This window comes from Nocardia vinacea, assembly GCF_035920345.1.
GTDB lineage: Bacteria > Actinomycetota > Actinomycetes > Mycobacteriales > Mycobacteriaceae > Nocardia > Nocardia vinacea_A.
On sequence record NZ_CP109149.1, the window covers coordinates 10,041,574 to 10,062,597 of the forward strand.

Sequence of the window (21,024 nt, forward strand, 5' to 3'; positions counted from 1 at the left end):
ATCAGCCAGGGGTGCTCAAGACAAGCTCCGTGTACGGCGGGGTTTTCAACCCGACGGAGAACAAGGAGATCGACAGCTACGACTTGGACCGCGTCTCATGTCCGGTGCTCGCAGGCTCGCTGATCGTGAGCAGGATGAATACGAAGCAGCATTTGGGCGTCGCTGCCGCGGTTCGCCAGGACTTCGCCAACCTCTATCTCCCAGACCGCCTTTGGGCTGTGACGTTCCGCGGCGCCGAGCCGCGGTTCATAGATTGGTGGACGAAGACCCCCGCGTACCGGTCCCAGGTGGAGGCAGTAAGCGTCGGGACCAGTTCATCGATGCAGAACATTAGTCAGGGTGACTTCCTGGACCTCCGTATCGAGCTCCCGGATCTCGAAGCCCAACGTGCCATCGCAGATTACCTCGACCGCGAGACCGATCGCATCGACGCGCTCATCGAGGAGCAGCAGCGCCTGATCGAGATGCTCCGCGAGCGGCGTGAGGCAACGATCCGCTCGGCGCTGCTGTCCGGACTCGATGATGCAGAGACCGCGCCGTCTGGGGTGGAGTTGCTGGGCGCCGTGCCGAAGCACTGGCGGATGGTTCCTACCCGGTATCTGTGCACAATCACAACAGGGTCCGAAGACTCCGGGAACGCCACTGATGGCGGTGAATATCCGTTCTACGTTCGCGGTCGTGAGGTTCTGCGGATCGACCACTACTCGTTTGAGGGAGAAGCGGTCATGACGCCTGGTGACGGTCAGGGCGGCACCGGCAAAGTCTTCCACTACTTCGATGGGAAGTTCGAAGCGCACCAGCGGGTCTACGTGTTCACAGACTTTACAGACGTCACGGGTTGGTACTTCTACTACTTCCTGTCGACGTTCCTCCGTCCGGTCGCACTCGCAGGTAGCAACACGGTCACCATGGAGTCTCTACGGCGTCCGCTGCTCGCTGACTTCAAGGTCGCCGTGCCGCCTATCTATGAACAGCAGCGGATCACGGCGTACCTCGATGATCAGACAGCGAAGATCGACACGCTCATAGCCGAAGCTGAGCACTTCATCGACCTTGCGCGGGAGCGGCGGTCCGCGCTGATCACGGCAGCGGTGACGGGCCAGATCGACGTACGTGCGATGGCGTGATGGCCGATCACAACGAGGTCGTCTTCGAGTCCGAGATCTGTGAGTACCTGGCCGACCACGGGTGGCTGTACTCGACGGACGACAACGGCTATGACCGGGAGCGGGCGTTGTTCCCGGAGGACCTGTTCGCCTGGCTGGAGGAGACCCAGCAGGCGGCGTACGAGAAATCGTTGAAGGCGGCGGGGTCGAAGGCGAAGTTCCTCGACGTGCTGGTCGCGGCGCTCGACAAGCCTCTCGAACACGGCGGTGGGATGCTGAACATCCTGCGCAACGGGGTGCAGTACATCGGCGGTGGTCGGTTGAAGATGGCGCAGTTCCGCCCCGAGACCAGTCTGAACGTGACCACCAACGAGCAGTACGCGGCGATGCGGGTGCGGGTGATGCGGCAGGTGCACTTCTCCACCGCCGACCAGCGCAGCATCGACCTGGTCTTCTTCGTCAACGGGCTCCCGGTCGCGACCGTCGAGTTGAAGACCGACTTCACCCAGTCTCTCGATGAGGCGATCAACCAGTACCGCAAGAAACGGCATCCGCTGACCAACGGGCGGCCGGAGCCGCTGCTGTCGTTCGGGCACCGGGCGCTGGTTCACTTCGCGGTCTCCAACGACCTGGCCGCGATGACCACCCGGCTCGAAGGCGAGAAGACGCATTTCCTGCCGTTCAACATGGGTCACGACGGTGGCGCGGGCAACCCGCCTGGTGCTGAGGGAAAGTCGGCGACGGCGTACCTGTGGGAGCGGATCTGGGCGAAGCATGCCTGGCTCAACATCATCGGCCGACTGATGATCGTGGAGACCAAGGAGGAGTGGGATGTCACGACCGGAACGTCGGTGCGGCGTATCAGCATGCTCTTCCCTCGGTTCCACCAGTGGGAGGCCGTGACGAACATCGTGGCCGCGGTGAGCGAGGAGGGGGTGGGACAGCGCTACCTGATCGAGCACTCGGCAGGGTCGGGGAAGACGAACACCATCGCCTGGACCGCGCACCGGCTGGCGCGGCTGCACGTGAACGACGAGAAGGTGTTCGACTCGGTGATCGTGGTCGTGGACCGCACTGTGCTCGACGGGCAGCTCCAGGAGGCGATCCGGCAGATCGACGGGTCGGGGAAGATCGTGGCCACGATCAGCCCGCAGGACGTCCGCAAGGCGGGAGCGAAGTCGAAATCCGGGCTGCTGGCGACCGCTTTGAAGAACGGGGAACTGATCATCGCGGTGACGGTGCAGACCTTCCCGTTCGCCCTCGACGAGATCCGGGCAGACTCGTCGCTGAAGGGGCGGCGGTTCGCGGTGATCGCCGACGAGGCGCACTCCTCGCAGTCCGGCCAGATCTCCTCCAAGCTCAAGGCCGTGCTGACCGCGGAGGAGGTCAAGGAGATCGAGGAGGGCGGTCAGGTTGACGTCGAGTCGATCCTGGCCCTGGAGATGACCGAGCGGGCCGAGTCAGAGAACATCTCCTACTTGGCGTTCACCGCGACGCCGAAGAACAAAACCCTGGAGCTGTTCGGCCGCAAGGGGCCTGACGGGAAGCCGGTCGAGTTCCACCTCTACTCGATGCGGCAGGCGATCGAGGAGGGTTACATCCTCGACGTGCTCAAGGGCTACCAGACCTACGACACCGCACTGAAGATCGCTGGCAAGGCCGAGAGCGGCGACGGTGGCGAGGTGGAGGAGGCCGCGGCGCGTAAGGGGCTGATGCGGTGGGTGAAACTGCACCCGACCAACATCAGCCAGAAGGTGCAGATCATCGTCGAGCACTTCCACGCCAACGTCGCCCACCTGCTGGAGGGCAAGGCGAAGGCGATGGTCGTCACCGACTCGCGCAAGGCCGCGGTGAAGTACAAGAAGGCGATCGACGCCTACATCGCCAAGCGGGCTGCCCTGGACGCCTCCTACAACTACCGCACCCTGGTCGCCTTCTCCGGCTCGGTGACCATCGCCGAGGACGAGGAGTGGGCTTCGGACTGGGGGCCGCAGCCGAGCAAGGACGACGAGTTCACCGAGGCCAACCTGAACCCCGGCGCCGGCTCGGATCTGGCCGCCGCCTTCAAGGGCGCGACGTACAAGATCATGCTGGTCGCCAATAAGTTCCAGACAGGGTTCGACCAGCCACTGCTCTCGGCGATGTACGTCGACAAGAAGCTCTCCGGGGTCACTGCCGTGCAGACGCTGTCGCGGCTCAACCGCACCCATCGTACTGTGGGCGGGGAGCAGAAGCGCAAGACGTTCGTCATCGACTTCGTGAACAAGCCCGAGGACATCCGGACTGCGTTCGAGCCGTACTTCACCAACGCCACCCTGGAGACCGAGACCGACCCGTACGTCGTCGTCCACCTCGCCACCAAGCTCGCCCAGGCCGGGATCTACACCCCAGAGCAGGTGCGCGAGGTCGCCGAACTCTGGGTCACCCGCAAGGGCAACAACGCGCTCTCGGCCGCGATCAGCCCGGCCAAAGATAGTTTCGCCCGCCGCTACGCGGCGGCGATCGAGGCCGACGACGAAGTTACCCTCAACACTCTCGACCTGTTCCGCAAAGACGTCTCCACCTACGTCCGGCTCTACGACTTCATGAGCCAAATCGTCGACTACGGCGACCCGTACATGGAGATGTTGTCGATCTTCCTGCGCCTGTTGGAGAAGCTCATCGCGGACTCCTCCTGGGCTGCGGAGGTCGACCTCTCCGACGTGGTCCTGGTCGGGGTCAAGCACACCAAGGGCACTGCGGTCGACATCTCGCTGACCGGTGACGGCGAGCTCAAGGGCATCGGTGCCGCAGGCACTGGCACCCGGAAGGAGCCCAAGTACGTCGCACTACAGGTCGTCATCGATAAGATGAACGACCTCTTCGGCGCCGAGTCGTTCTCCGCGTCTCAGGTCCGCGAGTTCGTGCAGGGACTCGTGCAGCAGCTGCTCACCTACCCGGACCTGATCAACCAGACCAAGGTGAACTCGAAGAAGCAGTTCATGGAATCGCAAGACTTCCAAGCCGCGGTCACCGAGGCGGTGATCGACAACCAAGAGGCCCACAACACCATGGCCGACTACTTCTTCAGCGACGGCCCTGGCATCAGCGCTGTCATCATGGCGCTCGCGGACGCCTTCTACGAAGCAGCGATCGATCAGCAGACGGACGTGTGAGCAAGCCTGGCCCCGGAAGGGGACCGTGCGGTACAGGTTGAGCAGCTACAACGACCGCAACACCACCGTCCTCGGCGAATGAGGTTCGACGGCTCTTCGCCACGGAGAAGGCGTTGATCTAAAACCGTCCGGCATCGAACCCTGCAATTCGGCGTCGACGAGTCCGCGCGTCCACTCGGTCAGGAGATCACGACGAGATAGTGCGCGGACACGCAGGGCCGAACACATTCCGACCGACACAACCACAGTGGCGGCAGTAGCCGACCGTATAGCCGACACAGTCGGGCTGACTCTGGTACCCAACACTGACGGTCGACTCGTGCAGGCTACGCCGCATGGCCGTCAAAGTCCGCCATATTCGGCTAATGAGCGCTGGTCCCGGTTGATCCAAACGACCCATGCGCGCGGGCCAGGCCCGAGAGGGGTGTCTCCCTGCTTTGTGCTCCTAACGTGGCTGTGTGTCGGCTGCGAATCCCCAAGCAGCCCGGATTCATTGGCTCAACAGCAATTCGTAGACGGCCCGGCTGCGTCCAGGCCCTTTGTAGTCGGTGATGACTGAGACACCGTCGATCTGGTGGTCGCCGGGAACGTTGACGAATCCGAGGGTGGTCCATGTGGCGTGTGCCGCGTGGTTTTCCGGCTCGGAGGTCAGGTACAGCCGTTTGCAGTCCCATTTTTCGGCTTGGGTGCGGATGCTTGCGAGGAGTGCTCGGGCGATTCCGCGTTGCCGGTGGTCGGGATGGATCATGACGTCTTGAATGTAGACGTCTGCCGGGTTGTCTTGGCTGCGGAACGCGATCACGGCGCCGGTGATGTTGTTGTCCGGGTCGGTCATGACGGGGCAGGTGGAGGAGAACAGCTCGGCGTAGAGCCAGTAGTCGGACAGGCCGCGGGCGCGGATGTAGGGTTCGCCGAGTTCCATGAGGTGGTGGATGTCGGTGATGTGCTGGACCTGCAGAGGGGTGATGATCATGGGCGCTCCTGTGCATGGATTTTTCGGACGATGCTGGTCAACTGATATGTAAGGTCGGCGGGGGCGACGGCGTCGGCGATGGTGCGGCCGATGATGGCGATGTCCCAGTGGGTGCTGTCGGTGAGTTCGTCGTCGGCTGTGCTGAATCCGCCGGACACTGCGACGGGGAGCTGGCTGCAGTTGCGGATCGTTCTGGCTGTCGCGAGCGGGTGGTCACTGCCGATGCCGAGGTCGATGTTGGTGGTGACGACGAAGCCGTCGATTCCGGTGCGTTCCATGTCGCGCAGCCACGCGGCGTTGACGTGGGCGCGCGGTGTGTCGAGGACGAGTGCGACGCCGAGACGGCGTGCGGCCGTCACTGCGGCGGAGACGCTGGCGGTGGATGCTGGGCCGATGAGGAGCACGACGTCCGCGCCGGCTTCGGCGGCGAGTTCGACTTGGTCGCGGCCCCAGTCGGCGGACATCATTTCGGCCACGACCGTCGTATCGGGTGCGGCGCGTTTAATCGCGGCGATCGCTGCGACGCCAGATCGTTTGATCAGAGGATCGCCGACCTCGATGAAATCGGTTCCGGCGTCGACAGCGGCTCGGGCGATCGTGATAGCACGGTCGAGCGAATGCACGTCGAGAGCGACCTGGAGGGACCTGCGGCCGCGCCGCCGCCGGTACTGTTCGCGGACGCTTTCTATGTCCGACTGTGCGGCGTACCGTCGTCGAGTTGCGCGGGCCTCACCAGTGGTGAGCCAGTGCGTGGATGATTCGCCTCGAGCGATGAGGGATTGTTCGAGGTCAGGCGGAAGCGTGATCCAGCCGGTCCGCATTTCTCTGAGCAACCCGAAGAGTGCGTCGTCCACCGCTGCCGACGGCTCGAGGCTGCTGTCGGTGCCCAGTAGACGAATTCGTGTCAGGAGTTTCATTGCCGACGCTGGCGGCGTAGCCCAGTCCGTCCTGCTGGCAGCAGTGGCGATAACGGTGCTGGTGAGCGTGGGATCCGGTAGCGGCGTTCGTGTTCCGGACAGGACTCCCTGCAGGGCACGTTCGCGGACGTGCCAGTTGCGGTCGGTGAGAAGAGTTCGAAGGCAAGTCAGCGCTGAGGTGGTGTCGAACGTTCCGACTACACGGGCGACGGCTGCTCGGACTTTGTAGTCGTCGTCCCGAACGAGACGGTCGACGATTCGGCCGATGTGCACTCGGGCGATTGTGCGGTGTCCAAGTAGCGCTTCGGCGAGCGCGGCGCGTACCCGCCAATCCAGATGCATCAGAAGCTGTTCGAGAAGGTCTCCGCCGTCGTGGCCGGCAGTGGTGAACAGATCGAAGTGGCGGGCGACAAACGCGGCTTCCCCTACATGGTCGAGATCGATGCCGTTGAGTATGCGGCTGCTGATCCGAATATCGAGGACATGTTCGATATGGCGGGCGATGTCTTCCCACATCTGCGAGCCATGGATCTGCAATTGCTTGATCACCCAAGGCGCGTGCTGATCGGCAAGCCCTGCAGGAAGATTCGGTGTGGCAAGAAGTGCAAGGGCGAGCTGGCGTGCCGGGGCCTGGGTGCAGCGGTGCGCACAGGCGCGCAGAACATCATCGGAGACGGATATGCCCTGTGCCGCTGCTGATTCGATCAACATAGGCAGCGCGGCATCCAAAGCGGTCGATGGTGCTAGAGCGATCATGTCAACGAGGTTCGGCGCAGATGTGCTCAGGGCGCAGACGACGAAATCGAATACGCCTTGCACCACTGCGGACCGGGTGGCGTGAACGGCGAGTTCGTTGAAGGCGGTGACTGTCGCCGCGGATCTGCCGCGCGCGGTCATCTCCTCGACGATCCGGGTCGCCAGGAAATACTCGCGGAATACGTCATGGCTGAACCGAATTCCTCCGCCGGGCGCCTGCTCGACGACCGGCACTGCCGCTCGTCGGAGATCTATGCGAGAGGGGTCGCTCGGGACCAGTACCGCATCGGTCAGCGACTCGGGGATGACCTCGGGCATGAGTTCGCACGCGATCTGCGTCAGATGGTTGATGACAACCTCGACAGGGTGTCCGCCGCGGGCGAGAAGTGTTCGTAGGCAATGATCGACCAGCTGAAACGCCCCGTTGACTTCGGGGCGTACCTCGACGGAATCTCCTGCACTACACAGCATTTGCATGTACAGGGGGATTCTCGCGAGCGATTGCACCGACTCCGGCAGAGCCGTGAACGGCACGTGATCATCGTGGCGCTGCCGTTCCCACACCTGCCGGGCCTCGGCCGGGGTCCACGCAGTCAGTGCGTACGAGGTCGCGCCTGCGGCAGCCGGGGGGCCAAAGGTAGCTGCTGCCAGCACCGGGTAGGGCGAAAGATCGAGTTCCGGCGGGGTGCGGGCGACGATGACGAAGCGCAGATTCTTCGAATTCGCCTGTCGCAGAATGCTGTCAACCTGGCGGCCGACCATGACGAGCTGATTGTGGTCATCGACTCCGTCGATGACCACAACACATGGATGGTCGAGCGAGCCAGACGCCCGTTCCAGACTCAGCAGGGCGTCGTCTCCGCTGCGTAAAGAGGCGTATCGGAGTATCTCGGTGGCGAGGTCGGTGCTGGCCGGAGTCCACGTTGAGCAGGTGTGGAATTGGAAATCGGCCTGGGCCGACATTGTGTGTGCCACGTGCTGGGTGAATCGGGTCTTCCCGCTCCCGGCGCGTCCGGCTAGTACGAAGGCCCTAGCCGGGGAATCAAGGAACTGTGCGAAACGCTCGACGCCGACTCCATCCGGCAGATAGCTCGCTTGTGCGAGGTCCGGCCCGACAGCATCAAGAAGGACTGCTGTCCGCTGCCCGGAGCGATCACCGAGATACGCTCGCGCTGGTGGCCCCTCAGCCTGTCCCGCAACAGGCGTCGACGGCTCGTCGGCCGTCTCGGTTCGCAGGATGAGTTCGAACCGATCGCCCACTTCGGGTCCGGACCGGGTGAGGTCCATGTCGAGGATCTGCTGGGTCTCATACCGCAGCCTTGCATCGGCGCCCCGGCGCTCCCAGTTCGACACAGCGGCGTCGTTGACTCCGAGGTGGGCTGCGAATTCCCGGACGCTCATCCGTTTGGCCTCGCGCAGGGCACGTGCCTCCCGCCCCGTCCACCGCGCCACCACCGAACCCATACGCCGAATCATCCCCCATCCGTATCCGTCGTCCTCGCGCACCTACGGTAGCCGTTCGACCACAGAACTAGGGCAGAACTAGGACGACGGCTCATGGTCGCGGCGCTTCGCCCATGACACCGTGAATGTGTTCGCTCCGAACAGCTGTCACGTCCAGTCCGTGAAGAGCGCAGACCCCTGGATGGTGTGAATAGCGCAGGGGCGCAACCTGGATCGAAAGGAGTTCCGCCCGTGGTGTACGCGATGGCTCGTCCGCCAGAGGCGGCAGTGATCGTCTCTGGCCCGATCTTTCGAGCGGATGGCCGGGCGGTTCGACCCCGGATCCCCGCAGCAGCAAGAGGTTGCCTGCGCTGCACTCCTCATACCGCTCGAATGCCCGAAAGGTGCCCGAACGCAATGCCTATGCTGCCGATGCATCACAACCCGCTTGTCGTTGCGGCGCTGCGAATGGCGCGCACCAGGTATGCAGGCCACTACAACCAGGTGACCGGGACCACCGCCCTGGCGCACGCGGTCGCTGTGGCCAATACGATCGGTGATCACGCCCCTGGGGCGGAGCCGGAGTGGATCGCCGCTGCCCTGCTGCACCGAGCCGGTGAGATCGATCCGCCTGCTGATGGCGGCGACCTCGACGAGTTGGCAATCGGATGCTCTGCCCACGATCTCGCATGCCTGATGACCATGCTGGGCACGGCCGGGTCGATGACCAACGTGATTACGGCCGCCGAGAAGTCGGTGACACTGACTGCGGTTCTCGATCGAGCGGCCACCAGCGGTGATGAGGCAGCGTACTGGGCCAACCGTCCGGAGTTGTCCGCGCTGATCAGCGAGTGTCGTCGCTTCCATTCCAGTGCCGCACCCACAGTGCCCGACAGCCTCGCGGATCTGCTGGACGCTCTGATCACTCGCGCCGAGGCAGGCAGTAGACCGCAAGACACCGATCCATTAGTTGCGCAATCGCGAAAACGTTTGGAACACAGTCTATTTGACGACGGAACCGGCAGCGTGGCGCCACGGTGAATACATGGGATCCGCTACTAGACTGCTTGGCTGGAGACGGCCGCACGTGTCGTCGCAGGGCTGGGCTCGGTCTGGCAGCTCGTTCATTCCGCACCACCTTGATTCCATGATTCGCAGGAAGGATTGCGCCTGATGCCCGAGAAGGTCGTCAAGGAGAAGGTAATGGTCTACGTCGTTCGCGACGGCAAGCTGCTGGTGTTCCGCCACACCGACTACTCGTGGGAGGAAGTCGGGATCCAGGTGCCCGCCGGCAGCATTCGCGCCGGGGAAACGCCCGAGGATGCGGCGCTGCGCGAAGCGCGGGAGGAGACCGGGCTGTCGGAGTTCAAGATCGTACGCAAGCTCGGAGAAGCCGAGTACGACATCAGCCCCTACCGGTTCGAGATCCAGCACCGGCACTTCTTCGAACTGGAGTTGTGCCAGGACGCGACGGACCGGTGGGCAAGCCAGGAAGACCACGACGGCGAGGCAGAGCCGACACGGTTCGAATGCTTCTGGATTCCGCTGCAAGCCGCCCACGTCCTGCAATCAGGACAGGGCGCTCTGCTCGGCCGCCTCGTCGACTGAGCCAGACCAAGCCACCGATTCCGGTTGGGAGTGAGCCCTATGAACGGGGACAACGACAGCCCGTACTTGACGATGACGCAAACCGGAACCGAGACAGCGGTGTCGGTCATCTGCAAGCTGCGCGGAGAGACTTGCGACATCGACTGTCTCTACTGCTATGAGAAACGCAAGGAATCCCCGGGCGGCGCCCGCATCGGTGTGCAGGACATAGCGCGGTTGCCGCAGCTGTTCGGCGGTCGTCGGTTGGTGGTGGAGTTGCACGGCGGGGAACCCCTGACCGCCGGGCAGCCCTACCTGCGTGAGGTGCTCGCCGCCTTGGCCGAACAGCCGCTGGTGCAACGCGTGACGTTGCAAACCAACGGAATCCGCCTCGACGATTCGTGGTTGGACCTGTTCGACGAGGTGTATCCCGACCTGCGGATCGGGATCTCCCTCGACGGCGACCGCCGCGGAAACATCTGGCGCGTCGGCTACGACGGCGAGGAAATCTACCCCGCCATCGTCGCCGCACTGGACCGATGCGGTGCGCGCGGCCGAAAGGTCGGCATCATCACCGCGGTGACCCCCGCCGTACTCGGTCGGGCGGCGGCCGTTCTGGATCATCTGACGAGCTTCCCCGCAGTGGACGCGATCAGTTTCGTCCCCTGTTTCGACTCATCGATCACGAAACAGACCGCCACCACTGGTTACCGGGAATCACCCAGTCGGATTTCGCAGCGCGCCAACATATCCGATGCAGGACCGGCATGGGCGATCACCCCCGACGAGTACGCCGATTTCGTCCTCGCCGCCGCGGTTCGGTGGGTGCACGGCGGCGCGCATCGCAGAGTGAAACTGGAGCCGATCGTCTCGGCGATTCGGCGGCTGCGAGGCGCTGACACCGGGTTCTGCCACTTCTCCAACCTCAAGTGCGACCATGTGTTCACCCTCTATCCCGACGGCAGGTTCGGCAGCTGCGACGAATTGCCTTGGCCCGAAGCGCAATTAGGCCAGCTGCCCGATTTCTCCGCAGCACACGAGATCGCCGCAGCGCAGCGGCAACTACCGCTGTTGGTGAAGGGCCGGTCCCTGACCAGCAAATGCACCACCTGCCGCTACCGAAACAGCTGTGGCGGCGGCTGTTTGGCCACGCGACTGCGCGCAGTCGCCTCCGCCGGCAGTGACGAAGACTACTGCCGATACCGGATGCGGCTGATCGACGGCGTCGCGGCCCTGATCGCCACCCCCGCAACTCCTTCGGCCATATTCTGCCGACGGGTGCATGCGCGTCCTCGACAGATCAACGCAATGGCAGATGTCGCAGGGTTCCTCAGCCGCTGGCGTGACCCACAGGTGCCTCACCAGCCAGTGCGGTTGGAGGTCAGCGACTACGGCAACGTCAACACCGTCGGCGCCCCGGGCACGCACGAAGCCGATGATCTGGATCCGCTGCATCCGCTGTGGCGTGAGGCTATCGAACCCGGCGTCTGGTCGCTGGTCGACGCGATCACCACCGGGTGGGGGTTGGTGACCTACGACAGCTGCCAGGGCCATCCCTACACCGGACTGTCGCTCACCCCGGCCGAACGTCGCTTCGGGATCCTTCCCCGTAGCGCCGACGAATACGCCACCGTCGCCACCGCGCTGTGCCGCGCCCTCGCCTCGATCGAATCCCGTGTACCCGAATCGATTCAGGTCGTCATCGGCCGCGCGGACCTGTCGTGCACCACGACTAGTGCCCGGTTTCCGGTGCTGGATGTGCGGTTCGAACGCACCGAGGGCTATGACTGGTCTACCTACTTCGCCGACCTCGATTCCGCGACCTCCGTGATGGTGGATGCGCTTACCACCACTTTCCTGGATGCCGTCATCGAATGTGGTTGCAGCACAGCGTCTCACGCCGACAGCGGCGCGGCATGAACGTCGATGAGATGATCACCGTGCACCAACTCCTCGGCCGGATCGCCTATTTCCACATCGCATTCATCGAACCCGCCCTAGCCAACAAACCGCGGGCAGCGCCCCTAACGCCGGTCCAGCTCTGCTGTCGCCACCGGCTCGACAAGGGGGAACACACCGCGCCCTTGTCGCTAGACCTGGCCGAAACGGCGTGGGCGATTCCGATTGATATCGCCACCACGCTCGGGGTACGCATGTGTCGGCCCGAACTGATCTCCTGCTGCGCGCACTGCCTGATTCAGCACAGCGCCGCGGCGATCGCCGATGCCTGGCTCGAGGTCGAGACCACCACTTACGCCGGTCTCGTACCGCCCCCGCAGCAACGTGCCCGATGGTGCGCGAGGATCGGCGCCCAGCTCGCTGTGGTCTTCGACGAGGAGTCCGGCGGCGCCTGCGCCCTCGAACATCCGGATGTCCGCCGCGGCGATGATCCACCGAGAGACCGGTTTCCCCTGGTCTGCGAACTAATGACGCTCTGGCATCGGCCGATCGGGCATGAGCCGGTGACCAGCTGGCTCAACCATTGCGCCGACCTCGGCGACATCACCGCAGTACTACACACCCGGAGGGGACATGAACGAGCCATCGTTGATCGGACTCGGTGAAACTCTGGCTATCGGCAGCATCGAAAAATTCCTGACCGCCGCCGACGACCGCCAGCTCATCGCCATCATGGACGACTACTTGGCGAGCGCCGACCGGGCCGAACTCGAACACAACCGGACCGTGTCGATCCACGAAATCCCCGGCCACAGCACCCAGGAGGCGATGTCGGTCTACGAGCCCGCCGGGCGGCTCGAGATTCCCGAAATCCCCGCGGCAGCCGAGAAGACCCTGCAGGACGCCTTTGAACGAGCCCAACCAACCCTGGCACGAATCCTGCCGTCGGTGACCTCGTGCCGACCGTGGACATACGTGGAATACAGTGCCGGACAACACATCACACCGCACCTGGACGGAATCGCCCCCGACCCGCGGTGCTGGCCCCGCCAGATCGCGGGCATCGGCGTCAGCATCGGTGCACGATGCGAGGGCGGGCACTTCTACGCCGAGACCACCTCCGATCCCCGGTTGTGGAACCGCGCTCTGCTCTCGGCCTGCCCCGGATACGCGCCGGGGATGATGTTCGCCCACGACGGCGCGGACAACTCTTCGCCCTGGTTCCGTGACATGGCACGCACCCGCTGGAGCGTCGATCCCGATCCCGGCACCGCCCTGCTGTACGGATCACAGCTCACCCACGGCACAACCCCGGTAATCACCGGCCGCGCCCGCAAATTCATCAGCTGGCTATTCGCCGATACCAGCTGAGGTACCGCTTTGGAGAAACCATCATGCTGATCGCCCTCGAAGGTGCCGCCGGCACAGGCAAATCCACGCTGCGTGATCGAATACTCACCCGCGCGTCCGACCGCAGCATCGCAATCACCCACCTCGGCCAGTTCTCCTGGCTGTCACTGCCAGCCACACGAACCTTGGTCGCACTGCGCGCCGGTCGCGCCCTCGTCGATGAAAACACCGCCACCACAGCAGTTCTCGACGATCTGATCCTGCACGCCCGGCACAATATCGGCCCCGCCACCCGAGCACAGCATGTCATCACAGACCGGCTCATCCTCTCCTCGGCATGCCTGCTCGCCGCCACCCACACACGCCCCGTCGAGCACTACCTCAGCACCCTAGCGGCAGCATCCCGAATCCAACCGGATCTCACCGTCGTATTGACCACCCCACCCGAGATCTGCCGCCGCAGACTCGCCACCAGACCCACCGCTGCCCGCCCCGGCGATGCCCCCGACGTTGCCCTCGAACAGCACCGCCTCTATAAGCAGGCCGCAAATGCATGGCAGCACACGGTCAACCGCCCGCTCTGGCGCCGACGACTCCTCACTCCCCGCGACACCGACCGCGTCTGCGACGAAATCCTCGACCACCTGCACCCGCCTATCCCAGGAGAAACGTTGTGATGGAGCTGCACCCTCTACATCCGGCGCGATGGGTCCTGGACCAACTTCGGCGGCATGGCTGGCACATACAAGACCTCCTCGCATTCACCCGCTCGAGCACCCTGGCCCTCGCGCACCGCGACGGAGAGGAATCGGTCGTGGTGAAGGCCGGATTCGGCAGCAACCACGTGCTCGCCGCGATGCCCGAAGGCGACCGGCCCGCCGCGTACGGCTTCTACTGGTACCAGCAGATGAGCCCCGCCGAACGAACCATGGCTCGCAGCGACTTCCGCCACGAACGCGACCTCGTCCGCGAATGCACCGGAGTAGCCCACGTCGTCCCGCTGCTCGCCGAAGGGCACTGTGAGGACTTCGACTGGTACACCATGCCGCACTATCCCGACGGCAACTTCGCCACCCTGATGGCCACTACCGGAACCGAACCATCGGCACTCGCCGGGCAACTATCCATCCTGGCCGACATCGCCGAAGGACTTGCTGAACTCCACCGCCGCGGAGTCGTACACCGCGACGTCTACCAAGAGAACATCCTGATCGACCACGGACGCGGCCTCATCACCGATCTCGGCGCCGCCCGCCGCCTCCACGCCCCACACGGTCCCCGTCACCGCGGCCCCGAAGTCCACTGGCCACCCGAATACCTCACCGAGTACGAGAGGGCCGGACCGCCCGCCGACGTATTCAGCCTGGCGGTACTCACCCATCGAGTGCTACTCGGCGACATCCCCCGCCTCGCAATACCCCCATCCTTCGCGAGCATTCCCAACCCCTTGAGCACTGCGCTCCGATCCTCACTCGCACACACCCCGGCAGACCGACCAAGCATGACGGAATTCCGAAATGCGCTGCAGCGGGCCGCCATCCGCGCCACCACGGCGAAAACGCCGTGACCGAACCAGGACAGGAGGACGCCAGTCTCACAACACCAGAGACAACGCTGAAACCGTATTAGATTGCAACAGAATGGATTTCGTAACCATGGCCAACATGACCGATGAAATGACCGACTTCCTGCAGGCGGTCGAGGAATTGCGTGCGGACGACTCCCGGATCCGCACCACCGCTCACACCTCCAGCATCATCTCCGACGGCTGGACCGCCGCCGAGCGGTAAACGACGGCGCAGAGAACAGGGCGGTGACTGCGGCGGCGCACGGCCACCGCAGTCACCGCGCTGACCACATTCAGAACGGAAAGGGGTGCCCGAGTGAACGAGTTGGATGCGATCTTCGAACTTCCCCGCATCACCATGTTTCATCGTTCCCGAACCGAGACCATTCAAAGGCTCATCGGAGCTTCCGGCGCCGGTGTCAGCCCAGATCCTCATCTCGAGATGAACTACGCCCTCGCCCACCACTGCCTCGAAGGCACAGAACAGGCCGCACGCACCGGGGACCGAGACCGTTTCGCGTGGTACCGCGCCGCGGTCATCGACCCACCGGCAGCGTGGTTCGAATCCACTTCTCGCGGACCGAAAATCATCCAGGCTCCAAGCCGCACCGGTATGCACGTCTCGCCAATCGCCGAGACGCCCTACTACCTGCTTGGCCCCGAAACCCAGGCGGCACCCCCAGGGCTGGTCGAACTCAGCGACCAGGCACTCGGCATAGCGGCAGAGCATGGCTTCGGCCAACTCGTTGACAACCATGCGCCCATCGTGTGCTTGCTGGAAACCAAAAGCCCCGACGCCACTCTCAACAGCTGGACCATCAGCCGGCTACCGGGCACCGTGTTTCTCGATCACACCGCGGACCCGTCCATCCTGGCCAGAGACATCATCCACGAAGCCGGCCACAACTGGCTCAACGACGCACTCGCGGCCACCGGCACCACGATCAGCGACGAGGTCAGTTTCTACTCACCATGGAAGAAGGCTCAACGTCCCGCGTTCGGCCTGCTCCACGCCTGCTGGGCGTTTCCGCTCACCATGCTCTTCGCGACGCGCGCGGCAGCCACCGCTGCGCAGCCGAGCAGGCGGATTCTCGCCGCTTACCTGGCGCAGCAGTGCGACACATTGGCCACGGTCAACGAAATCCACGAACAAGCGCTGCGTCTGGTCACCGACGCCGAACTGCGAGAACGGCTCGCTGCCATCTATGCCGCCGCAGCGACGATCGGAATGGCCAGAAAGACAGCCTGAACCGCCGTTATGGCCAAACCGCCTGCATCATCGGCGTTGCGCGCCACGGGCGTTGGTCATGAACACCCGAAAGACAACGACTCCGGCTGCTGTAGCGAGCGGCAGGTGTCGTGCGAGGCCATCGAAGGCGGAACGGTACACAGGTCGGCGGCGATGTAAACACCACGACCTCCCCTCGGATAGATACTGGAAATTACTGGATAAGAGTGGAAGTAGTGTTATAGCATGTCGGTCATGACCACCCCCTTGGAGGAGCTCGAACGACGGATCGAGAACCTGCGCATCGACCTACGTCGAGCCACGATCGCAGGCGATTCGGCGCGAGCTCGCGAACTGAGGGCGGAGCTACGTCGAACGGACAAGGCCTGGGAAGACGCTCTGGCGGCCCTGGCGCCGTCCGTGGATGAACCCGAGCTGGCCGATCACCCCGGATCGTTGCTGTCGATTCGGGATCAGGTTCATCAGGCATTGACGCTCGTGGGCGGGGCATCCGCGCCGAAGTTGATTGCGGCGGTGCAGGATGCGTTCTTCGGTGGCGGACTGAGTGGATCCAAGCTGACTCACCTGCGCCGAGATGAGGAACGTTCGTTCCGGTCATCCCCTCACGCTCGCCCCTACTACCTGTGCAGCGCACTGACTGCGGACCGCCTGACTGCGGCCCGCGGTCTGCTGGCCGTGTCGACCTGGCCGCTGAGCCGCCGAATGATCGGCCCACTCAGCCCACGCGTGGACTTCCTCACTGCTGCCATCCACGTGGCGGAACAGGTGGGACGGATGGGGGAGCCGACCTTGCCTGCGATGCGTCTGCTGTGGCGGTTCGCCACCACCATCCCCGGTGCGGGCGAGAACTTCGACGTGCTGGAGTGGAAGACCGTCGCTGAGGCCGCACGTGCGGAACTGGCAATACATTCCGACGCCGACCAAGCCGATCGTGAAGCGGCAGCAACCCGGGCCGGGGCTCAACTCGATGAGGTCCAGCTGTTGTTCGGTGCCGTGCTCGAGGTTGTTTCGCGCTCTACAACTGAACACTGATCGCGCATCATCGAATTACTCTTCTCATCCACGCTTGCTTCCCTTGTGAAGGAAGATCATTGAACGACAACGACTTTCGTCTGGGTTTCATCCGCGGGTCGGTCGCCCCGAAGAAACACAACGCCAGGACGATCGCCGCTCTGACCAGCAACCCCGGTTGCGCGCGACGTAGTGTTCTGGATGCCGCCGCGGTCGACAAACAGGAACTGGCAGAGCATCTGGGATACCGCCCCCAGTTCGGGCAGTCGCCCTTCGACCTGACACGCGGCAAGGCCTTCGAGACCTTTGTCAAGGACCACGGCTGCACCGAGCTGCTCAAGCTGCTGCGAGAACATCTGGAGCTGCCGCTACCACAGGTTGCCTACGCTGATCTCAACAACGTGGCCGGTCACGACACCCTCGAAACGCGCTACACGAACTCGCGCCAGCAGCTGACACGAGCCGGTCGGTCCGGGCCCGGCGCGGGCACGCTGTTCGATCATCCTCTGCTGCGGATGAACATCGCTGGCCACAACGCCTATCTCGAACCGGACCTGATCGCGTTCAAACTGTCCGAACAGTTCCACGTCGTCGAGGTCAAGTCGTTCCCGATCATCGACGGCAGCGCCGACCCGGCGAAAGTCGCTCTCGCGGCGACACAATCGGCGGTGTACGTGCTGGCCCTGCGGCAACTGCTTCAGGAGCTCAGGCTGGATCCGTCACTGGTGTCGGACGAGGTGTTCCTCGTCTGCCCAGAGAACTTCTCCAATCGGCCGACCGCGGTACGAGTGGATGTCCGCAAACAACTGACCGTCCTGCGCCGCCAACTCGCCCGGATCGCTGACATCGGCACCCTGCTGGGCGCGCTGCCGTCGACCCTGACACTGGACCTGTACCGCGACCCGGAGGGCAAGGCCACCCGCTCGGTGGCCGACCTGTGCGCTGCTCTGGACGCTATTGAAGCGCGATACGCACCCGAATGCCTGACTACCTGCGAGATGGCACTGTTTTGCCGAAACGAGGCGCACGATCGCACCTCGCGATTGGGTCGATCGGTCCAGGAAGACCTGGGCGGTATCGAATCGATCACCAGGACCCTTCACCTGGCGGAAGGAACCCGCACCCCCGGCGAGCACGAGTACGAGGCGACACAAGTGCTGAGGATGGCCGCACAGCTGCGAATGGACTGCCTGGGCGGTGTCGCATGAGCACGCTCACCGCTCTGGCTCGCGCATACGCCGTGAAAGCCCTTCGTGCACAGCCGATCACGACTGTGCGGCACATCCATATCGAGGACCATCCGATGGTCTGCGTTCCCTTGAGCTTGGCCGGTGAAGTGATCGCGCCCTTGGCTACGCTGGTCGGCACTGATCGTGACCACCCGGAACTGCTCATCGTGCCGCAACCACGCGACCGGGTCCTGCGGCTCGAGTTCGCCCACGAACTGGCAATGCGGGTCCTGCACTACATCGCGACGTGCCGACACGCCACCACCGGGCCGGCCATAGGGACAGCAGCACAACTCTGGGTGCCCAATCGCGGTGGCGTCGAATTCCTCCGACTGCTCGGTCGCTCGACGCGATTCCGCTCCACCACCGGCGAATACCCGGCTCCGATTCCGGTACCGGATCTGGGTCGATGGTTGACCTTCTATGCCGAGCGAGCCGACCACCCTGGATCCTCGCTGCTCGTCGCCGCCACCGACGCCTTGGCCCGGCATTGGGCGAGCGGGCAGAGCGACCTCGAAGACGCCAACCTCGCCGCTTTGCTCGGCTGGATAGAACCACCACCGGATTCCGATGGCGCACGAGCCGCACTCGATGCCGCCGATCCGTTGATCTGGCCCCCGGCCGGACCGGCCACCGACCCGACATTCGACCGGGAAGTGCTGGTACCGAGTATCGCCGAGTATGATCGCGCCACCACACGACGGGAACGTCTTGTCGCCACCACGCGTCTCGAGTCAGCACTGCGCGAGCAGCTGTTGCCGACTTGGCAGCTGGTGTGGCGCGGGATCGACTGCTTGCGAACCCTGGCCCCGGGAGCGCACGTCCCCGCGCGCTGGGGCCGGGATGTCAAGGAGTTCAACAAGTTCGGCGATCGAGTCGCCAAACGCGAGCGTCCACAACCCAAACGAGACAGCGCGGTGGCCGCCGCCCGGAGATTGAACGAGCTCGAGCGGGCGCAGGCAGAGTACGACGCGCAACGGGCCTTCGACGACCTGCTTGTGATGGCCGAGTACCGCCTGTCCGGCGAGGCATTCGCCGGAACCGTCAGCACCGTCGACCTTCAGAAGCCTGCCGGGACAGGACGCCGATCCCCGAAGCCTGTGATCACCATCCACACCACCGATCCGGTCAGGTTGACCGCCGACGAGGCCACGGAGCTGGTGGACCAGCAGCGACCACAGCAGAAGGCCTCCATCACCGCCATCCGCAGCCGGGCCGACGGTAGTGAGATATCCCTCGAACTATCGCGGGGTATGGGTCGCGGCAAGACCCCGCTACCCGGCAGCGTCCCTGCCATCGGCGAGCTGGTCTGCTATAGCCGACTCTCGGACCGATACACACCGACGGGCAAGTTCCCCGATCGCAGCGACACCCCGTGGCCCCACGGCGGGCCCCCGGATGAACTGCTGCCAGCAGCGCAGGACGCGAACGAGGAATGGTCATGAACAGCGTTGTCGCACACCAGGTCGACCATGTGATCGCGAGCGTGCTGGCGGAATTCCAGCACGGCAGCCACCGCGGGGTGGTCGTGGATTCGCCACCTGGTGCCGGGAAATCCACACTGGTGGTGCGCGTGGCGGTCGAGATAGCGCAGTCCGGCGAGCCGGTGATGGTCATCGCTCAGACCAACGAGCAGGTCGATGATCTTGTCAATCGGCTGGCAACGGACGCGCCGACTGTGCGGATCGGGCGCCTGTGTTCGCACGACTATGTGCCCACCGCCCAGGTGGCACACCCGAATGTTGTTGTCGGCCAGCAGCTGTCGAACCTCGGCGACGTTCAGATCACCATCGCTACCGCCGCCAAATGGGTATATGTCACTGAAGGCCCCTGGCCGTGGGCCATTGTCGACGAGGCGTACCAGATGCGATCGGACATGCTGTTGCGCGTGGCACTGCGGTTCGATCGCGCGCTGTTCGTCGGCGACCCTGGCCAGTTGGATCCTTTCTCCACCATCGACATCGATCGCTGGACCGGCCTGAAGTGGGATCCGATGCAAAGCGCCGTCGCGGCGATGCTGCGGAGCAACCCAGACCTGCCGGTTTACCAACTCCCGGTGTCATGGCGGCTACCGCCGTCGGCAGCCGAGCCGGTGTCCTCCGCGTTCTACCCATTCACCGGATTCCGTGCCGCAACCGACCCTCATCAGCGTCATTTCTCCTATAAGACAAGCGGATTCGGGACCGCATCCGATAACACGCTCGACCTGGCGGCGCAAACGGGATGGGCTCTGCACGAACTACCAGCACGCCACACCGTGCGCACCGATACACAAGCCATCGAGACGGTCGCCGACCTGGCGCACCGCGTCCTGCTTCGAGGCCCTGTTGCCCGATCCGAACGCGGCACCGGCGAGACCGAGGTCGGCGCAGACCGGATCGCGATCGGCGCCGCCCACCGCGATCAGGTGGCGGCGATCCGGCAGGCCCTAACCGCCCGCGGCATCGCCGATATCTGTGTGAACACAGCAAATCGGTTGCAGGGCAGCGAGTACGACCTGGTCCTGGTGTTGCACCCGCTGTCCGGACGCCGTGATGCCACCGCATTCCACCTCGAATCGGGGCGGCTGTGCGTGCTGACCTCCCGTCACCGGCACGCCTGCATCGTCGTCGCCCGCGCCGGCATTCAACGACTGCTCGATGCCCATCCGCCCACCGAACCGATGCACTTGGGGGTCCCCGCGAAATTCCCGGACGGCTGGGAAGCGAACCAATCCATGCTCACCCATCTACAGAACCATCGAATATCGGCCACATAACACCGAATTCATCTACATATCAAT

General features: G+C 64.1%; 17 protein-coding genes. 15 read left to right on the forward strand and 2 right to left on the reverse strand.

The window, feature by feature from the left end; translation table 11 throughout:
- Positions 1-11: 11 nt before the first annotated feature.
- Complete coding sequence (locus OIE68_RS45530) at positions 12-1,127, forward strand: restriction endonuclease subunit S (protein WP_327097064.1); 1,116 nt, start codon at positions 12-14, stop codon at positions 1,125-1,127.
- Positions 1,127-4,261, forward strand: a complete 3,135-nt coding sequence (locus tag OIE68_RS45535; RefSeq protein WP_327097065.1) for a type I restriction endonuclease subunit R — start codon at positions 1,127-1,129, stop codon at positions 4,259-4,261. The genes OIE68_RS45530 and OIE68_RS45535 overlap by 1 nt, the downstream gene beginning before the upstream one ends.
- A 490-nt stretch (positions 4,262-4,751) precedes the next feature.
- On the opposite strand, the gene OIE68_RS45540 is transcribed toward OIE68_RS45535, so the two are convergent.
- Positions 4,752-5,234: a GNAT family N-acetyltransferase gene (locus OIE68_RS45540; protein ID WP_327097066.1), complete on the reverse strand. Its 483-nt coding sequence runs from the start codon at positions 5,232-5,234 to the stop codon at positions 4,752-4,754.
- Positions 5,231-8,383 (reverse strand): orotidine 5'-phosphate decarboxylase / HUMPS family protein, encoded by a 3,153-nt coding sequence (locus tag OIE68_RS45545; RefSeq protein WP_327097067.1) that lies wholly within the window; start codon positions 8,381-8,383, stop codon positions 5,231-5,233. Before OIE68_RS45545 ends, OIE68_RS45540 begins: the two co-directional genes overlap by 4 nt.
- A gap of 384 nt (positions 8,384-8,767) precedes the next feature.
- On the opposite strand from OIE68_RS45545, the gene OIE68_RS45550 reads away from it, so the two are divergent.
- The 13 genes from OIE68_RS45550 to OIE68_RS45610 all read left to right on the forward strand — a co-directional run bounded on the left by OIE68_RS45550 (position 8,768) and on the right by OIE68_RS45610 (position 21,000).
- Positions 8,768-9,391 carry a hypothetical protein gene (locus OIE68_RS45550; RefSeq protein ID WP_327097068.1) on the forward strand — a complete coding sequence of 208 codons (624 nt, stop codon included), beginning with the start codon at positions 8,768-8,770 and terminating at the stop codon, positions 9,389-9,391.
- A gap of 132 nt (positions 9,392-9,523) precedes the next feature.
- Complete coding sequence (locus OIE68_RS45555) at positions 9,524-9,958, forward strand: NUDIX hydrolase (protein WP_327097069.1); 435 nt, start codon at positions 9,524-9,526, stop codon at positions 9,956-9,958.
- Positions 9,959-9,997: 39 nt separating this feature from the next.
- The gene (locus tag OIE68_RS45560) at positions 9,998-11,857 is read left to right on the forward strand and encodes a radical SAM/SPASM domain-containing protein (RefSeq protein WP_327097070.1); all 1,860 of its coding nucleotides are present in this window, start codon (positions 9,998-10,000) and stop codon (positions 11,855-11,857) included.
- Complete coding sequence (locus OIE68_RS45565; protein WP_327097071.1) at positions 11,854-12,501, forward strand: hypothetical protein; 648 nt, start codon at positions 11,854-11,856, stop codon at positions 12,499-12,501. The genes OIE68_RS45560 and OIE68_RS45565 overlap by 4 nt, the downstream gene beginning before the upstream one ends.
- A complete protein-coding gene (locus OIE68_RS45570; RefSeq protein WP_327097072.1) occupies positions 12,470-13,207 on the forward strand; it encodes a hypothetical protein in 738 nt (245 codons plus the stop codon). The genes OIE68_RS45565 and OIE68_RS45570 overlap by 32 nt, the downstream gene beginning before the upstream one ends.
- 23 nt (positions 13,208-13,230) lie before the next feature.
- On the forward strand, positions 13,231-13,863 hold the full coding sequence (locus tag OIE68_RS45575; RefSeq protein ID WP_327097073.1) for an AAA family ATPase: 633 nt from the start codon (positions 13,231-13,233) through the stop codon (positions 13,861-13,863).
- Positions 13,863-14,753, forward strand: coding sequence for a protein kinase domain-containing protein (locus tag OIE68_RS45580; RefSeq protein ID WP_327097074.1), 891 nt, complete (start codon positions 13,863-13,865; stop codon positions 14,751-14,753). The genes OIE68_RS45575 and OIE68_RS45580 overlap by 1 nt, the downstream gene beginning before the upstream one ends.
- A gap of 97 nt (positions 14,754-14,850) precedes the next feature.
- Positions 14,851-14,976: a hypothetical protein gene (locus OIE68_RS45585; RefSeq protein ID WP_327097075.1), complete on the forward strand. Its 126-nt coding sequence runs from the start codon at positions 14,851-14,853 to the stop codon at positions 14,974-14,976.
- 93 nt (positions 14,977-15,069) lie between these two features.
- Entirely contained in the window at positions 15,070-16,002 is a 933-nt protein-coding gene (locus tag OIE68_RS45590) for an aKG-HExxH-type peptide beta-hydroxylase (RefSeq protein ID WP_327097076.1), read from the forward strand.
- Positions 16,003-16,236: 234 nt separating this feature from the next.
- Positions 16,237-17,034, forward strand: coding sequence for a hypothetical protein (locus OIE68_RS45595; RefSeq protein WP_327097077.1), 798 nt, complete (start codon positions 16,237-16,239; stop codon positions 17,032-17,034).
- 59 nt (positions 17,035-17,093) lie between these two features.
- The gene (locus OIE68_RS45600; RefSeq protein WP_327097078.1) at positions 17,094-18,221 is read left to right on the forward strand and encodes a hypothetical protein; all 1,128 of its coding nucleotides are present in this window, start codon (positions 17,094-17,096) and stop codon (positions 18,219-18,221) included.
- Positions 18,218-19,687, forward strand: a complete 1,470-nt coding sequence (locus OIE68_RS45605) for a hypothetical protein (RefSeq protein ID WP_327097079.1) — start codon at positions 18,218-18,220, stop codon at positions 19,685-19,687. The genes OIE68_RS45600 and OIE68_RS45605 overlap by 4 nt, the downstream gene beginning before the upstream one ends.
- Positions 19,684-21,000 carry an AAA domain-containing protein gene (locus tag OIE68_RS45610; RefSeq protein WP_327097080.1) on the forward strand — a complete coding sequence of 439 codons (1,317 nt, stop codon included), beginning with the start codon at positions 19,684-19,686 and terminating at the stop codon, positions 20,998-21,000. The genes OIE68_RS45605 and OIE68_RS45610 overlap by 4 nt, the downstream gene beginning before the upstream one ends.
- The last annotated feature ends 24 nt before the right edge of the window (positions 21,001-21,024 follow it).

What these genes read in the sequence shown, in the direction of transcription:
- OIE68_RS45580 (WP_327097074.1), top strand. Translation starts at nt 13,863, where the DNA reads ATGGAGCTGCACCCTCTACATCCGGCGCGATGGGTCCTGGACCAACTT.
- OIE68_RS45550 (WP_327097068.1), top strand. Translation starts at nt 8,768, where the DNA reads ATGCCTATGCTGCCGATGCATCACAACCCGCTTGTCGTTGCGGCGCTG.
- OIE68_RS45535 (WP_327097065.1), top strand. Translation starts at nt 1,127, where the DNA reads ATGGCCGATCACAACGAGGTCGTCTTCGAGTCCGAGATCTGTGAGTAC.
- OIE68_RS45565 (WP_327097071.1), top strand. Translation starts at nt 11,854, where the DNA reads ATGAACGTCGATGAGATGATCACCGTGCACCAACTCCTCGGCCGGATC.
- OIE68_RS45555 (WP_327097069.1), top strand. Translation starts at nt 9,524, where the DNA reads ATGCCCGAGAAGGTCGTCAAGGAGAAGGTAATGGTCTACGTCGTTCGC.
- OIE68_RS45575 (WP_327097073.1), top strand. Translation starts at nt 13,231, where the DNA reads ATGCTGATCGCCCTCGAAGGTGCCGCCGGCACAGGCAAATCCACGCTG.
- OIE68_RS45540 (WP_327097066.1), bottom strand. Translation starts at nt 5,234, where the DNA reads ATGATCATCACCCCTCTGCAGGTCCAGCACATCACCGACATCCACCAC.
- OIE68_RS45545 (WP_327097067.1), bottom strand. Translation starts at nt 8,383, where the DNA reads ATGATTCGGCGTATGGGTTCGGTGGTGGCGCGGTGGACGGGGCGGGAG.
- OIE68_RS45585 (WP_327097075.1), top strand. Translation starts at nt 14,851, where the DNA reads ATGACCGATGAAATGACCGACTTCCTGCAGGCGGTCGAGGAATTGCGT.
- OIE68_RS45605 (WP_327097079.1), top strand. Translation starts at nt 18,218, where the DNA reads ATGAGCACGCTCACCGCTCTGGCTCGCGCATACGCCGTGAAAGCCCTT.
- OIE68_RS45560 (WP_327097070.1), top strand. Translation starts at nt 9,998, where the DNA reads ATGAACGGGGACAACGACAGCCCGTACTTGACGATGACGCAAACCGGA.
- OIE68_RS45570 (WP_327097072.1), top strand. Translation starts at nt 12,470, where the DNA reads ATGAACGAGCCATCGTTGATCGGACTCGGTGAAACTCTGGCTATCGGC.
- OIE68_RS45595 (WP_327097077.1), top strand. Translation starts at nt 16,237, where the DNA reads ATGACCACCCCCTTGGAGGAGCTCGAACGACGGATCGAGAACCTGCGC.
- OIE68_RS45610 (WP_327097080.1), top strand. Translation starts at nt 19,684, where the DNA reads ATGAACAGCGTTGTCGCACACCAGGTCGACCATGTGATCGCGAGCGTG.